The sequence below is a fragment of the Meiothermus granaticius NBRC 107808 genome (assembly GCF_003574355.1).
Lineage (GTDB): Bacteria > Deinococcota > Deinococci > Deinococcales > Thermaceae > Meiothermus > Meiothermus granaticius.
The window spans coordinates 15,075-29,628 of the sequence record NZ_QWLB01000039.1 but is presented as its reverse complement, the minus strand read 5'-3'; the positions used below and the strand labels follow the sequence as shown (position 1 = coordinate 29,628).

The 14,554-nt window shown below is 63.3% G+C and carries 17 protein-coding genes; 8 read left to right on the top strand and 9 right to left on the bottom strand.

What is annotated here, in order from left to right; translation table 11 throughout:
- Together Mgrana_RS12910 and Mgrana_RS12905 are read right to left on the bottom strand one after the other, a co-directional pair.
- Window positions 1-1,533 (bottom strand): acyl-CoA mutase large subunit family protein (locus Mgrana_RS12910; RefSeq protein WP_119358012.1); only part of this gene is annotated, 1,533 nt, incomplete at its 3' end.
- Between the two features lie 42 nt (window positions 1,534-1,575).
- Window positions 1,576-1,755, bottom strand: a complete 180-nt coding sequence (locus Mgrana_RS12905; protein ID WP_119358011.1) for a hypothetical protein — start codon at window positions 1,753-1,755, stop codon at window positions 1,576-1,578.
- A 177-nt stretch (window positions 1,756-1,932) separates the two neighbouring features.
- Here Mgrana_RS12905 and minD point away from each other — a divergent pair, with 177 nt between their 5' ends.
- The 7 genes from minD (at window position 1,933) to Mgrana_RS12870 (ending at window position 6,357) form a co-directional block, all read left to right on the top strand.
- Entirely contained in the window at window positions 1,933-2,736 is an 804-nt protein-coding gene (gene minD, locus Mgrana_RS12900) for a septum site-determining protein MinD (RefSeq protein WP_119358010.1), read from the top strand.
- On the top strand, window positions 2,736-2,969 hold the full coding sequence (minE, locus tag Mgrana_RS12895) for a cell division topological specificity factor MinE (protein WP_119358009.1): 234 nt from the start codon (window positions 2,736-2,738) through the stop codon (window positions 2,967-2,969). Before minD ends, minE begins: the two co-directional genes overlap by 1 nt.
- Window positions 2,970-3,056: 87 nt before the next feature.
- Entirely contained in the window at window positions 3,057-3,416 is a 360-nt protein-coding gene (locus Mgrana_RS12890; RefSeq protein ID WP_147021146.1) for an ElaB/YgaM/YqjD family protein, read from the top strand.
- A 9-nt stretch (window positions 3,417-3,425) separates the two neighbouring features.
- A complete protein-coding gene (locus Mgrana_RS12885) occupies window positions 3,426-3,698 on the top strand; it encodes a hypothetical protein (RefSeq protein WP_119358007.1) in 273 nt (90 codons plus the stop codon).
- Complete coding sequence (locus Mgrana_RS12880) at window positions 3,674-4,213, top strand: hypothetical protein (RefSeq protein ID WP_147021147.1); 540 nt, start codon at window positions 3,674-3,676, stop codon at window positions 4,211-4,213. The genes Mgrana_RS12885 and Mgrana_RS12880 overlap by 25 nt, the downstream gene beginning before the upstream one ends.
- A complete protein-coding gene (locus Mgrana_RS12875; RefSeq protein WP_147021148.1) occupies window positions 4,177-4,962 on the top strand; it encodes a tryptophan-rich sensory protein in 786 nt (261 codons plus the stop codon). The genes Mgrana_RS12880 and Mgrana_RS12875 overlap by 37 nt, the downstream gene beginning before the upstream one ends.
- Window positions 4,963-5,151: 189 nt before the next feature.
- Entirely contained in the window at window positions 5,152-6,357 is a 1,206-nt protein-coding gene (locus Mgrana_RS12870) for a YncE family protein (RefSeq protein WP_147021149.1), read from the top strand.
- 15 nt (window positions 6,358-6,372) lie between these two features.
- Here the strand turns inward: Mgrana_RS12870 and murQ are convergent, their stop codons facing one another.
- From murQ to Mgrana_RS12840, 6 genes are read right to left on the bottom strand one after another with little or no spacing between them, the layout of a single operon-like run.
- The gene (gene murQ, locus Mgrana_RS12865) at window positions 6,373-7,266 is read right to left on the bottom strand and encodes an N-acetylmuramic acid 6-phosphate etherase (protein WP_119358003.1); all 894 of its coding nucleotides are present in this window, start codon (window positions 7,264-7,266) and stop codon (window positions 6,373-6,375) included.
- 9 nt (window positions 7,267-7,275) lie between these two features.
- Window positions 7,276-8,175: an N-acetylglucosamine kinase gene (locus Mgrana_RS12860; protein WP_119358002.1), complete on the bottom strand. Its 900-nt coding sequence runs from the start codon at window positions 8,173-8,175 to the stop codon at window positions 7,276-7,278.
- Entirely contained in the window at window positions 8,172-8,843 is a 672-nt protein-coding gene (locus tag Mgrana_RS12855) for an N-acetylmannosamine-6-phosphate 2-epimerase (RefSeq protein WP_170146479.1), read from the bottom strand. The genes Mgrana_RS12860 and Mgrana_RS12855 overlap by 4 nt, the downstream gene beginning before the upstream one ends.
- Window positions 8,844-8,848: 5 nt before the next feature.
- A complete protein-coding gene (locus Mgrana_RS12850; RefSeq protein ID WP_206075091.1) occupies window positions 8,849-9,682 on the bottom strand; it encodes a carbohydrate ABC transporter permease in 834 nt (277 codons plus the stop codon).
- Window positions 9,679-10,578, bottom strand: a complete 900-nt coding sequence (locus Mgrana_RS12845; protein ID WP_119358000.1) for a carbohydrate ABC transporter permease — start codon at window positions 10,576-10,578, stop codon at window positions 9,679-9,681. Before Mgrana_RS12845 ends, Mgrana_RS12850 begins: the two co-directional genes overlap by 4 nt.
- 22 nt (window positions 10,579-10,600) lie before the next feature.
- Entirely contained in the window at window positions 10,601-11,857 is a 1,257-nt protein-coding gene (locus Mgrana_RS12840) for an ABC transporter substrate-binding protein (protein WP_170146478.1), read from the bottom strand.
- Between the two features lie 152 nt (window positions 11,858-12,009).
- Between Mgrana_RS12840 and Mgrana_RS12835 the strand changes: the two genes are divergently transcribed.
- A complete protein-coding gene (locus Mgrana_RS12835; RefSeq protein ID WP_119357998.1) occupies window positions 12,010-13,749 on the top strand; it encodes a VanW family protein in 1,740 nt (579 codons plus the stop codon).
- Between the two features lie 16 nt (window positions 13,750-13,765).
- Here Mgrana_RS12835 and Mgrana_RS12830 read toward each other — a convergent pair whose 3' ends face one another.
- Window positions 13,766-14,554: a DeoR/GlpR family DNA-binding transcription regulator gene (locus Mgrana_RS12830; protein ID WP_119357997.1), complete on the bottom strand. Its 789-nt coding sequence runs from the start codon at window positions 14,552-14,554 to the stop codon at window positions 13,766-13,768.

Here is a 14,554-nt window from a genome sequence, read left to right as displayed (position 1 = left end):
CCACTCCTCCCGCAGCACCCCCGCCACCTCCCCCAGGGTGGCCCGGCGACGAAAGGCCTCGAGCAGGTGAGGCATCAGGTTCTCTTGGGTTTTGGCCGCCGCCCGCAGACCCTCCAGGGCACCCCGCACCGACTGCCCATCGCGCTCCTGGCGGAAGGCTTGAATCTGCGCTTTGCGCCGGTTGCCCAGGGCCTCATCAATATGCTGCACCGGGGTGTGCTCGTTGAGCGGGCTATCGGTGCGGTTGAACTTGTTGACCCCCACAAGGATGCGCTTTCCCAACTCGATCTCCCGCTGAAAGGTCCAGGCCGACTCCTCGATCTCCCGCTGGAAGAACCGGGCTTCAACCGCAGCCACGGCTCCCCCCAGGCGGTCAATCTGTGCGATGAGGTCAGAGGCTTTAGCCTCGAGCGCATCGGTCAGGTGCTCGACATAGAAGCTACCCCCCAAGGGGTCTATGGCCCGGGTCACCCCCGATTCATAGGCCAGCAGTTGCTGAGTACGAAGGGCCAGCAGCGCGCTCTTCTCGGTGGGCAATCCCAGCGCCTCATCGTAGGCGTTGGTGTGCAGGCTTTGGGTTCCCCCCAGCACCGCCGCCAGGGCCTGGTAGGCCGTGCGCACCACGTTGGAGAGCGGCTCCTGAGCGGTGAGGGTACTCCCGCCGGTCTGGGTGTGGAAGCGCAGCATCCAGCTCTTGGGGTCTTTGGCCCCGAACTCCTCCCGCATGATCCGGGCCCACATCCGCCGGGCCGCGCGAAATTTCGCCGTCTCCTCGAGGATATCCCCATGGGCCGCGAAGAAAAAGGACAGCCGCGGCCCAAAGGTATCCACATCCAGCCCGGCATCCATGGCCGCCTTCACGTAGGCCTTACCGTCGGCCAGGGTAAAGGCGATCTCCTGGGCCGCGGTGCTTCCGGCCTCGCGGATGTGGTATCCCGAGATGCTGATGGTGTTCCACTTGGGCACCCGCTCGGCACAAAAAGCGAACAGGTCGGTGATGAGCCGCATTGAAGGTGCGGGCGGGTAGATGTAGGTGCCGCGGGCGATGTACTCCTTCAGGATGTCGTTTTGGACGGTGCCCCCCACCTCGCTCCAGCTCACCCCCTGCTCCTCGGCCACTAGCAGGTAGAGGGCCAGGAGCATGGCCGCGGGGGCATTGATGGTCATGCTGGTGGTGACCTTATCCAGCGGGATGCCTTCCAGCAGGGTTTTCATGTCCTCGATGGAGGCGATCGAGACCCCTACCTTGCCTACCTCCCCCACGCTCAGCGGGTGATCGGGATCCATCCCGAGCTGGGTGGGCAGGTCAAACGCCACGCTGAGCCCGGTCTGGCCCTGCTCGAGCAGGTAGCGGTAGCGCCGGTTGGACTCCTCGGCGCTGCTAAAGCCTGCGTACTGCCGCATGGTCCAGGGCCGATCCAGATACATCCGGGGATAGACCCCCCGGGTAAAGGGGTATTCTCCCGGACGGCCCAGACGGTCTCTGTAGCCCTCGGGGAGCGATTCAAACAGGGTTTCGGCAACTTCGGGCATGGCCTCTCCTCAGGTGAACGATCCGGGTCGGTAGGGGCTCGGCTAGCGCAGCAGCCCGCTCAAAAGCAGCACCACCAGGGCCCCCGTGCCCAAGATCAGCAGCAGGGGGGGTAAGAGCAGGGAATACGCCGCGACCACCAGGGCAATGAAATCCTTCCAGTCCGGCTTGATCGCGGCTTCGTCGGGGGTATTTCTGGGCGGGCGGGGCTCAAACGGACGCATAGGGTAATTGTAGCGCTTTTGGGCCTATCAGCACCCTCGAGAGCACCAGGCCGGTTTCTGCCCCCCTGACCTCTCGATGACAGGGGTGTGCTCTGGCCTATATACTCTAGACAAGGCTTCGCGGAATTGCGGATATCTTGAAGGGATTATTTGGATAGGATCTGTGGAGGGACCCTTGTGAATGCTCGAGCCATCGTGGTGACTTCCGGTAAAGGTGGGGTTGGCAAAACCACCACTACCGCCAATGTGGGGGCCGCACTGGCCAAGCTAGGCGAGAAGGTTGCGGTCATTGACGTGGATGTTGGGCTACGTAACCTGGATGTGGTGATGGGCCTAGAAGGCCGAGTGGTCTATGACCTGATCGACGTGATCGAGGGCCGCTGCAAGCTGCGCCAGGCCCTCATCCGGGACAAGCGCCTCGAGGGGCTCACCCTGCTCCCGGCCTCACAGACCAAGGACAAAGAAGCCCTCGACCCCGAGAAGTTCCGCCAGATGGTGCAGGTTCTGCTCAGCGAGGAGGGCTTTGACCGGGTCTTGATCGATTCCCCGGCGGGGATCGAGAAGGGCTTTCAGACCGCCGCCACCCCGGCTGAAGGGGCCCTGGTGGTGGTCAATCCGGAGGTCTCGAGCGTGCGCGATGCCGACCGGATCATCGGGATGCTCGAGGCCCGGGAGGTACGCGAGAACTACCTGGTGATCAACCGCTTGCGGCCCAAAATGGTGGCCAAGGGCGATATGCTCTCGGTGGACGATGTGGTGGAAATTTTGGGGGCTAAGCCCATCGGTATCGTTCCGGAGGATGAGGGGGTGCTGATCTCCTCCAACAAGGGCGAACCGCTGGTGCTGAGCAACGGCTCGCTGGCCGGCAAGGCTTTCCTGGAAATCGCCCAGCGCATCCGGGGCGAAAACGTCCCGCTGGCTGCTCCTGCCGAGTCCCAGGGATTTATGGGAACCCTGCGCCGCCTATTGGGAGGTCGCTGATGAGCTGGTGGCCCTTTAGCGGGAAAAGCAGCAAGGATAAGCTGAAAGACCGCCTCAAGGTGGTGCTGGCCTACGACCGCGCCCACCTCTCCCCCGGCCTGGTTGATAGCCTCAAAAAAGACCTTCTGGACGTACTTAAGCGCTACTTCCCGGAAGAGGAAGGCCTCGAGATTCACGTCGAAACCATTGACGATAAGATGAAGCTGCAGGCCGATGTGCCGATACGGCAATAAGCCTATTTCCCCCAAGAAATCATCAGCTGGGGTTCAGCACCCCCTCAGGGCCCTTCTCTAGATTGTCCGGAGGAGGTGTATACCTTTATGGATTCCAAGATTGAGGAGATGAAAGATCGGGCTGCACGAGCGGTGGAGGATTCTGGAGCCAAAGACGACCTTGAGGCCCTGCGGGCCGACCTCAAGGCCCTGCGCGCGGATGTGACTCACCTGATGGGCAGCCTGAAGGGGGCCGCCTCCAGCGCTTCCAAGGAAATTGCCGCAGGCCTGGCCGGCACCAAGGAGCAGCTAGGGGGGCAGATCAAGGAGACCCTCAACAGCGTCAAGGACAAGGGGGGAGAGCTCACCCAAGGCCTCGAGCACCAGGTGCAGGAGCGGCCCCTGATGAGCGTATTGGTGGCCTTTGGCCTCGGCCTGGTGCTCTCGCGCTTGCTCGAGCGCCGCTAGTTGTTAAGTATGACCGCCCTTGGAGAGGTGATCATTGGGGTGGCCGAGCTGCTCGAGGCCGAGGTTAAGCAGCTGGAGGGCCGCCTCAAGGGTCTGCTCCTGACCCTAGTCCTGGGCTTGGGGGCTGGAGTGTTGGCTTTGGGTGGGCTGGGCTGGCTGATCGCGGCAGGATACTTGCAGCTACGGGCCTGGCTGCCCCCGGCTGGGGCCGCAGCCATCATGGGCGTGCTAAGCCTGGCGGTTGCCGGAGGGGTGCTATGGTTCGCGGTGCGGCAAAAATGAGCCCCGACCAGGGGGTAGAGGCGGCCAAAGCACGCCTGCGAGAGGCCTTCCAACGGGCAGAGCAGGAATTCAGGGACACCGCCGATGAGCTGCAAAACCGGGTTCTCCAGACCGCCCACGAGATGCAGGAGGACCTGGTGAGCAGCGCAGATCGGCTGGCCGGGCGGCTCGAGGTTACCGCAGATCACCTGCAGGGCCAGTTTCAAGAAGGGCTGGAACACCTGGCACAGCCCTGGCGGGAGGCGGTACGCACGGGGGAGGAAGCCATCCGCCACAGGCCGCTCGAGGCCCTGGCCACAGCCATTTTGGCTGGCTGGGTGGTGGGGAGCCTCTCCAAATCCTCCCCTGCCCCTCCAGCGGCCCCCCAGCCTCCATCTTTGCTCAAGGGACTGTTGGCTGATTTGGCCCTCGGGGGGGTGGGGAAAATGGTGTGGGATGTGGTACAGAAAGAGTATCTGACCCCCGATACCATCAAACAATGGATCGAAACCCTGCTCAACCCCAAAAAAACTTAGGCGCCTGGCGCTTGGGGGCCGTGCTGGCCTTAATCATCACCCTCGTGCTGAACACCCTAGCAGGCGCTACCTCTCTCCTGGGGGGCCGCACGACCGGGGAAATTTCCAACGGCTACCCGGTGGTGTTTACCCCAGCCAACTACGTATTTGGGATCTGGGGCCTCATCTATCTGGGCTTGATCGCTTTTACGGTGTACCAAGCCCTCCCAGGCGGAGCGCGCAACCCCCGCATCGGCCCGGTTCTGCCCCTCTTTGTGCTGAGCTGTGCTTTTAACAGCGCCTGGATTCTGGCCTGGCAGTACCGCTGGGTAGACCTCTCCATGGGGTTCATGCTGGGCCTGCTCCTCACCCTGATCGCCTTGTATCGCCGCCTGGAAATTGGTCTCCGCCCAACCAGGGGGGCCGACTCTTGGCTGGTTAATGCCCCGTTCAGCCTGTATCTGGGCTGGATCAGCGTGGCCACCATCGCCAATGCCGTTGTAACCCTGTACCAGGCAGGATTTACGGCTGGGGGGGTGGGCTGGACGGTGGTGCTGATTGCGGTTGCAACCGCCTTGGGATTGGCCTTCTTGCGGGCTCGAGGGGATGTGCTGTATGCCCTGGTGCTGATCTGGGCCCTGGGAGGGATCGCGGTGCGCAACTGGGGGATCCCGGTGGTGGCGGTCGCTGCTTTGCTGGGCATTGGGCTGCTGATTCTCGGCATTGGGGGCCGACCCGGCCGCCGGCTACAGGCCCTCTCCCAGCCTTGAGCTGGTCTTAATCTCCAACCCCGCAAAATTGACGCGGGCCAGCCCAACCCGTATAAACTCCCCATGTCGCCCAGTTTCCCCCGTGGCGTTGTCCTGGCCCTCTGCGCAGTGCTGGGGGCTTGCGGTGTGAATTTGCCCACCCCTCCTCCCTCTTCCAACCCCTCTCCTCCCCCTCCTTCCAACCCTTTGGTGCTAAAAACCGGCTTCGACACCTCGGTCCCAACCCTCGGTCAGCCCCGCCCGGCCCTAAACCAACCCTTTGTAGACCCCAACTACGGCACCACCCTGGCCCGGGTGACCGACCCTTCGCAAATCACCGATCGAGACCCACCCCAGTGGGTACGGCACGAGTATTCACGCAAACAGGCCTTCAACGCGGACTCGAGCCGGGTGCTGATGATCTCCTCCAACGGCTGGATCCGCCTCTACAAGGTCACCGGGAACACCCTGGCTTTTGTCAAGACCCTCAACCTGGGCGAGCCCCAGGAGCCCATCTGGCACCCTACCGACCCCAACCTGATCTATTTTCTGGGCCCTTACGGGGATGGCATGACCCTCTCCACCTACAACATCCTGACCGATCAAAAACAGGTAGTACGGAACCTGGCCGATCGCCTGCGGGCGATCTTCGGTAGCCAAGCGGCCCGGGCCTGGACCAAGCAGGAGGGCCGGCCATCCAACGACGGCAAAATCTGGTGCCTTCAGGTAGAGGATCAGAACTACGCCATGCTGGGCCTGGTGGCCTACGATTTCTCCCAGGACAAGATCCTGGGATTTCTCCTGACCAAAGATCGTCCCGACCATGTTTCCACCTCCCCCAAGGGAAACTACTGTGTGCCCTCCTGGGGGAGCCCCCTGGGCACCCGCTCGTATACGCTCGATTTCAAGAGCTATCAACAACTGCACAAAACCACCGAACACAGCGACCTGGCCCTCAGCGCAGCGGGCCGCGAGGTCTATGTGTTTGCCGACTACGACAGCGGCGATGTGGCCATGGTGGACCTGGCCACGGGCTCGAGAACCAATCTTTTCCGGCTCTACGGCCCCAATAGCTCAGCCACCGCCCTGCACATCAGCGGTACCGCCAGCCAAAAACCGGGGTACGCCCTGATCAGCTTCTACGCCTGCACCGAGCAATACGGGGCGACCCCCTGCAGCTACCAAACCCAGTGGTTCAACAATAAAGCCATTGCGGTGAGCCTAAAGCCCAACCCCACCCTTTACAACCTGGCCCACCTGCACACCGTCTATGCCGGATATTTTTCTGAGCCACAGGCCACCGTGAACCCAGATTTCACCAAGATCCTCTTCAGTTCAACCTGGGAAAGCAGCCAAGAAAACAACGTCCGCGACTACCTGCTCGAGCTGCCCAGCACCGCGCTGCCCAACTTTTAGGGGAGCTACGGGGGCTCACCTCAGGGCCTGCCGCACATCCCCATCAACCCGGCTCAGCACCTCCCGCGCGGCCTCGGGGTTCAGCCCCTTCCGCAGCATCACGATCGCGGTCTTGACCTGCCAGCCAGAGGCCTCCAGCGTGGCCTTGGCGGCCTCTTCCGAAGCCCCGGTAGCGGCTATGGTGAGGCGAACCGCTCGAGCCAAGAGTTTGGTATTGGTGGCCTGCAGGTCCACCATCAGGTTGCCGTAGACCTTGCCCAGCCTTACCATGATTGCGCTCGAGAGCGCGTTGAGGGCAATTTTCTGCGCGGTCCCGGCCTTGAGCCGGGTTGAGCCAGAGATCACCTCGGGCCCGGTCTCGAGGGCAATCGCCACCTCGGAGAGCCGCAGCACCGGGGTATCCGGGTTGTTGGCGATGCCGATGCGCAAAGCCCCCACCTCCCCCGCGGCCAGGAGCACCCCCTGAGGGTAGGGGGTGGTGCCCGAGGCGGCCAGCGCGATCACCACATCCTGCGCGGTGGGGCGATGGGCGAGGAAATCGCGCCGTCCAGCCTCGAGGTCGTCCTCGGCCCCCTCCACCGCCTGACGGATGGCCCTCTCCCCTCCCGCGATGCAGACCAGCGACCGCTCCGACGGCCAGGAAAACGTAGGGGGCAGCTCCGCCGAGTCCAGAAACCCCAGTCGCCCGCTGGTACCGGCCCCCGCGTAAATCAGCCGGCCTCCCTGGCGGAGGCGCTGACTGGCCCGATCCGCGGCTTGGGCAATCGGCCCGATGGCCCGGCGCACGGCCTCGACGGCCCCCAGCTGATCCTCTACCAGGACCTGCACCAGGTGCGGGGTATCCCAGGTATCTAAATCCTGGTACTGTGGGCTGACGGTTTCGGTGGATAAGGCTTTGAATTCGCTCATGCAGGTCCTCTAGCGGCCAGGGTGTTGGTGCAAGATTTTGAGGGCCAGGTGGGCCGCGGTCTGGGCAAAGGAGGCGGGGCTTACCTCGAGGTCCACACAGGCTCGGGCGCCCTCCTCCAGAAGGGGGCTCACCCGGAGCGCCCCCCCTGTCAGTAGGATCGGCCGCTCACCCAAGCGAGAGCGCAGGGTGAGGGCCAGGTGGGCCAGGGCCTGCCCCGCTTGTCCCAGAATCGCTCGAGCGGCCTCGTCTCCCAAAGCCGCAGCCCTTCCCACCGCCGGAGCCAGGGCGGCCACAGCCTGTCGCCCGCCGCTGTAGACATATTCCCGAATCCGGGGCCAGTCCTCGGCCCCTATGGCCTGAGCTAACTGTTGGGCCAGCGGGAAGTTCCGGGGGTTGAGCCCCGAGTCCTGCCAATGCAGCCATTGGCGCAGGGCGGTCTTGCCGATCCAAAATCCACCGCCCTCATCGCCGATCAAGTAACCGTGCCCCCCCGCGCGGACCACCGCCCCCTCCTGGGTTAGGTGATAGGCGATCGAGCCGGTCCCAGCATAGACCAAAATGCCCTGGCCTGGGGCGAAATGGGCGCGGTAGGCCAGGTCCATATCGTTGAACACCCGAACCCGCTCAGGGGGCAGCCTCGAGGCCTCTGCCATATAGCCCGCCAGCCACTTTGCTTCTGGGGTATCCGCATCCAGGCCGGTGATCCCCGCAACGATGGCCGCCGGGGCCTGGGCGCGGGCTTGGCTTAGGATCTGCTCTAGCTCGGTTGCGGCTTGGGCTCTGGCCGCTGGGCTGTACAGGTGCCCGGTAATCGGGCCGGCGCGCCCCTCGGCCAGGGGTAAGCCCGTGCCATCCAGCACCACCCATTTGCTGCTGCTGGCCCCACCGTCAATTCCCAGGGCGTTCATCGGGGCACGCTCCGGACCAAGCGGCGGGTGATCTCGCGGGGGTTGGTGATCGCCGTCCCCACCACCACCGCATCCGCCCCCAGCTCAAAGGCCCGGCCCACCTGCTCCGGCGTCCAGAAGCGCCCCTCCGCGAGCACCGGAACCGCCAGGGCCTGCACCAGTTCCCTCAGCAAGGCGAAATCGGGCCCCTCGGTCTTGAGGGTATAGGGGGTGTACCCAGCCAGGGTGGTGGCGACGCAGTCCGCACCCAGTTCCACCGCCCACAGGCCTTCCTCGAGGGTCGAGACGTCCGCACACACCGGCTTACCCAGCTCGGTGTGAATCCGCTCGATCAGCTCGGCCAAGCCCTCCTGGGGCCTAGGCCGTGGGGTTGCGTCCAGGGCAAGGATATCCGCGCCCGCCTCGGCTATCGCCTGGGCTGCCGCAAAATCCGGGGTGATGTAGACCTCGTAGGGCTCGAGCCACCGCTTATAGAGCCCGAGGATTGGCAGCTCGGTAACCGCCCGGATCGCGGCCACATCCTCCGGCCCATTGGCCCGAATCCCCCCGGCCCCACCTGCTTCCGCAGCCTTGGCCATGGCCGCCATGAACTGTGGCCCATACAGAGGGTTATCGGCCCGGGCCTGACAGGACACAATCAGGGTGGGGAAGGATAAGCGCCGCGACAACCCCCTCACCCCTTGGTGGCCCCCGCCGTCAACCCCTTGATGAACTGCTCGGACAGCAGCAGGTACAGCACGATCAGGGGCAGCGCGGCCAGGGTCAGCCCGGCAAAAAGCGGGCCATAATCGGTGGCGTACTCCCCGAAGAACACCGCCAACCCCTGGGGCACGGTCTTGAGCTCGGGGCTTTGCAAAAAAGCCAGGGGCAACAGGAAATCGTTCCAGATGGGGATAGCCGTGTAAATGGCCACAATTGCCAGTTGGGGGCGCACCAGGGGCAACATGACCCGCCAGAACACCCCAAACTCGCTGGCCCCGTCAATCCGTGCGGCGTTATCCAGATCCGAGGGCAGGGCCCGGAAAAAACCGGTCAGGATGAACACCGCCGCCGGAATTCCGCCTGCCGCATAGACCAAAATCAGCCCCAGGTGGGAGTTCAGCAGCCCCATCTGCTTGAGCTGGACAAACAGCGGCACCAAGGCCAGCTTGGCGGGGAACATCAGCCCGGCCAAAAACACCAGATAGAGGGTGTCGTTCAGGCGAAAACGGTAGCGCCCCAGGGCATATCCTGCCATCGCGCTAAAGCCCAAGATCAGCAGTTCCGAGCCCAGGGTGATGAGAATGGAATTGCGGAAATAGAGGTCAAAGCGCCCAGATTGCCAAACCTTGGCGAAGTTCTCGATCTCCCAGGTCTTGGGCCAGGCAAACGGCGACGCGAAGATCTCGGGGGTGGGCTTAAACGCCGAGATCAGCATTAAAAAGAGCGGTCCCATCACCCCCAGGGCATTGAGGATCAGCACCCCCAACAGCAGGGCCTCGAGCAGCCCGAGTTTGCGCCCCCTCACAGCTCCACCTCCCGGCTGCGCAGCACCCTCGAGCCCAGGGCCGAGCCCACCCCCACGATCACGAAGAGGATCACGCTGATCGCTGCGGCCACCCCCACATTAGAGGTGGCCTCCGAAGCCGCGCCAAAGGCCATGCGGTAGAACATCAAGCCGAGGGTATCGGTGGCTTTATCGGGGTTGCCACTGACCCCTGCCATCACATAGGGCAACTCGAACCACTCCATGGCCCCGATAAAGGTCAGCAGCACGATGATGGTAAAAGCCGGGGCCAGCAGGGGCAGCATGATGCGCCGGAAGACCTGCCCCTCGGTGGCCCCGTCCAACCGAGCCGCCTCAAAGTACTCCTCAGAGATGTTGTTCATCCCAGCCAAAAACACCAAGGCCGGAAACCCCACCCAGCGCCAGGCGTTGACCAGCATCAGGGTCAGCAGGGCGTAGCGAGGATCCCCTAAGGGGGCAAAGGAGGCGATTCCCAGGGCGTTGGCGGCCTTGGTCAGCGGGCCGATCAACGGGTCTAGAAACAGCAGCCACAAAAACCCCACCACCACCAGCGAGAGGATCACCGGCAAAAACACCGTAGCCCGGAAAAACTTGAAGAAGGGCGGCTGGCGCCACAGGGCATAGGCCAGGAGCAACCCCACCCCGTTTTGCACCACCATCAGCCCCACGAAGGCCAGCAGGTTGTGCCCCAAGGCCCGCAAGAAATCACTCTGAAAGGGAAAGGAGAACAGCTTGCGGAAGTTCTCGAGCCCCACGAAGGCTTCGCGGTTAAAGCTGGTCCAGGAGTACAGGCTATATCCCAGGGCGGTGACCGCAGGCAGCACGGTGAAGACCACCATCAGCCCCAAAGCTGGGGTCAGAAAAATCACCAGCCAGAGGGTGCGCTCGAGCCGCATGGATGCCTCTTCCCAGGCCTTTCTACTTCTGGAACGGCTTATACCAGGTAGCCACCCCTTTGGTCATCTCCTCGGCCACCTGGCGACCGGTGGCCTGCCCCAGAATCATCCGCTGGAGTCCACTGCGGAGCAGCTCAGTCCCGGTAGGGGCGGCATAACGGAAACCGACCAGGGTCAGGAAGGGCGTGCCGTAGTAACCGGTCTGCTCCATGATCTGTTGAAGCACCGGGTCTTTGGCCTTGGTGCCGGGCACCGCAGAGGCCTGAGCCAGCTTCTCGGTGAACTGCTGGCCAAACTCCGGGGTGGCCAAGAAGCTCAGAAATTTGAGGGCAGCCTCGATGTTCTTGCTCTTGGCGTTGATGGAGAAGTTACCGTCAGCAAAGGTCGGCACATAGGTGCGCCCCCCGCGGGTTAGGGGCGGGGCGGGCATGAAGCCGAAGTTGAGCTTGGGGTTGTTGTCCCGGAAATAGGCAATGTCGAATCCGCCGGTGACGAAAAAAGCCGCCCCCCCGTTGGTAAAGAGGGTACGCCCCTCAGGATAGCCAATCCCAGCGTAGTTGGGCGGGAAGAACTCCTTGAGGGCCGCGGTCTCCTCCAAGGCTTTGATGAAGCCATCATCCACAAAGGTTTTTTGGCCTGCGGTGAGCTCACGGAAGTAATCGGTGCCGCCATAGAACATCGGCCCGATCACCCCGAAGATCTGCTCGAGGCTCACCCCGTCCTTGGGGCCGTTGGCCAAGGGGATGATCCCCGCGGCCTTGATCTTGGCCAGGGCCGCTTTGAAATCAGGCCAGGTCTCCGGCAGGCGGGTGATACCGGCTTTCGCCAGCAGGTCTTTGTTGTAGAAGAACCCCAGGGACTGGGTGGCGAAAGGGACCCCGTAGATCTTCTTCTTGGTATCGTCCTTGAAGCCCCTGGCGGCATTGAGCAGCGAGGAAGGGAACTTGCTCAGGCCCGGCACCTGTTTGGCATCTATGGGCAGCAAGTACCCGGCGTCGGCGAGCTGGGCTAAACCCCCATAAGCCCGGGTGTGGATGATGTCGGGGCCGCTCCCAGCCGCCAGGGCGGAAGCCAAAATGGTGTTGTACTCGGTGTTCTTGTACGGCGTGTAAACCACTTTGATACCGGTTTTGGCCTCGAACTGCCGGGCGATATCCTCGTAGAACTCCTTGTCCTCCACCCGCCAGCTCCAGAAGGTAAGGGTCTGAGCCAAGGCCCCACCCAGCATCGCTATAGCCAGAATTCCCACCTTCAACCCGTTGATTCCTAACCGCGCCATAGCGCCTCCTCTAAACCCATTTGGTTCACCGGAGTATACGCGCTCGGAGATTTGGTATTCAAGTGGTCTGCGGTGGGCGCAAGCCCTCATTTCAAGGGCAGGGTATAAGGGTTCACCAAACTTGCAGGACTTCCCGACTATACTCGAGCCATATGAGGCGAGCGGTACTGGTAACAGCCGGGGTATCCACGGGGCTCTTGTTGGGGTGGGTGGGGCTCGAGCGTTACTCCACCCATCACATCGCCCCGGGCGTGGTCGCAGCGGGGGTCCCGGTCGGGGGCCTGACCCTTGATCAAGCCGCCCAGAAGATCGCGGCGGCCACGGCCAACCTAACCCCTCCCGTTCTGACCCTGAAGGCCGGGGACCACACCCTCCGCCTCTCCGCAGCCGAGCTGGGCTGGCAGCCCGATCCTCAGGCCACCGCAGCACAGGCCCTGGCTGCTGGGCAAAAGGGCCTGGGGGCAAAGCTGGCCGCCCTGCGGGGCCGGTTGCAGGTCCCGCTGATTCCCCAAGTCAATACCGCCGCGCTCAAGGCTCGCCTCGAGGCCGTAGCTCGGTCGTTGGCCCACCCTCCTCAAGAGGCCACCTTGACCTTCAAGGGCGACCGCTTCGTGGTCACTCCGGACAAACCAGGTTTGCAGTTCGATACCGCTGCGGCTTTGCAGACCTTCAGGCAAACCCCCACCGAAACCACCCTCGAGCTGCTTCCCCGCCCTGTCCCCGCCAAGGTGCTGGCCTCCGCTTTGCAGCCTCTGGCCGATCAGGCAAACAGCCTGCTGCGCCCCCTTACCCTGACCTACCTCGAGCCCCAGGTTGAGGCGGGAGGGCAGATTCACACCCGCACCCTGACCAATGCCGAGGTAGCTAGGCTGTTCACCTTTAGCGGAGGCCTGGGCGTCAACTCCAAGGCGGTGGCCCGGCTCATTGCCGGTATCGGCCAGGCCTACGACCGCACCCCAGAGAATGCCCGCTACATCCTGGACAGCGAGCATAAACTGCAGGTCAAGCCCCACCGGGATGGCTGGAAGATGAATGGCCCTGGGGCCCGTAAGCTGTTGGAGACGGCCCTTTTCCAGCCCACCACCACCCAGATCGCCCTACCGGTCGTAGCCAAACCCGCTCAGGTGCAAGAAGCCAGCCTGCCCCCAGTGGAGCAGTTGCAGCTCCTGGCTGAGGCCACCACCACCTACGCCGGTTCCAAACCCGATCGGGTCGCCAACGTTCACGCCGCCGCCCACAACCTCGATGGCTACGTGGTTCCCTCAGGGGGGGTCTTTGATTTCAATGCGGCCATCGGCAACATCAGCCCAGAAAATGGCTTCAAGGAGGCCCTGGTGATCTCCGGTGGGCGTACGGTCAAGGGGGTAGGGGGTGGGGTCTGCCAGGTCTCCACCACCACCTTCCGGGCCCTGTATAAAGCCGGATTACCGGTGATCGAGCGCAATCCCCATGCGTATCGGGTGCACTGGTATGACCCCATCGTGGGGTTTGACGCCGCTGTATATCAGCCTTACCTCAACCTGCGCATGAAGAACGACACCCCCGGCCCCCTGGTGGTCCGCACCCTCCCCACCCCTACCGCTCTCACCGTGCAGCTCTACGGTATTCCCGATGGCCGGAAGGTGACTGTCTCTGATCCGGTCATCCTCTCGACCACCCCCCACCCACCCGCACAATACGTGGTTGAGCCCACCTTGAAGCGCGGCCAGATTGTCCAGGTGGACTGGGCGGTAGACGGCATGCGCACCCGCATCACCCGCACCATCACCGACGCCTCAGGCCAGACCAAAACCGACGTGCTGAACTCTGATTTCAAGCCCTGGCGAGCGGTCTATCAGGTTGGGCCGGGAACTGAGATCGGTGGCCGGGGTTCGACCCTGGCCTCGAGGTAGGCTTTTCCCGGCCTTCCTAGCCCACCTTTGCGGTGACCTCGAGCCCCCCCAGTTGGTAGGCCAAACCCCGCTTGTCCAGCTCACGCAGGAACCCCTCCGGGGCCTGGGCATCGGTCAGGAGGAGGTCTACCTCGTCCAGGGCCGCGAAGCTAACCAGGGTAGCCTGGCCCAGCTTAGAGCTGTCCACCAGGGCGTATACGGTCTCCACCGCCGCAATCATGGCCCGTTTGGTTTCCGCTTCGTAGGGGTTGGGGGTGGTGTACCCCCTGTGCAGCGAGACCCCGGTCGCGCTCATGAAGGCTTTATCGGCGTGATAGGCCTCGAGCGTCCGTACCCCCGCCGGGCCGATCAGGGCCATGCTGTGGTGACGCACCTGCCCCCCGGTCAGCAGGATCTCCCAGCCGGTCTCGGCCAGCTCGAGCGCGATCGGCATCGAATTGGTGATCACATACAGCGAGCGCAGCCGGGCCTTCAAAAGCCGGGCCAGCAACAGGGTGGTGGTGCCGGCATCCAGAACCAGGGTATCCCCCTCCTCAATGAGCTCCAGCGCCAGCCGAGCGATCGCGGCCTTTTCAGCCTGCTGCAGGTGCAGCTTCTCGCGGAATGAGGGGTTGAAAAGGCTCTTGTGGGCATAAGTAGCCCCACCATGGGTACGGCGCAGCAGCCCACGCGACTCGAGCTCGGTCAGGTCTTTGCGGATGGTCACGTGGCTAACCCCAAAGCGCGCCACCAAATCCTCTACCCACACTGAGCCCTTTTGCTCCAGCAACTCGATGATCTGACTGCGTCGCTCCTCGGTCTTCAT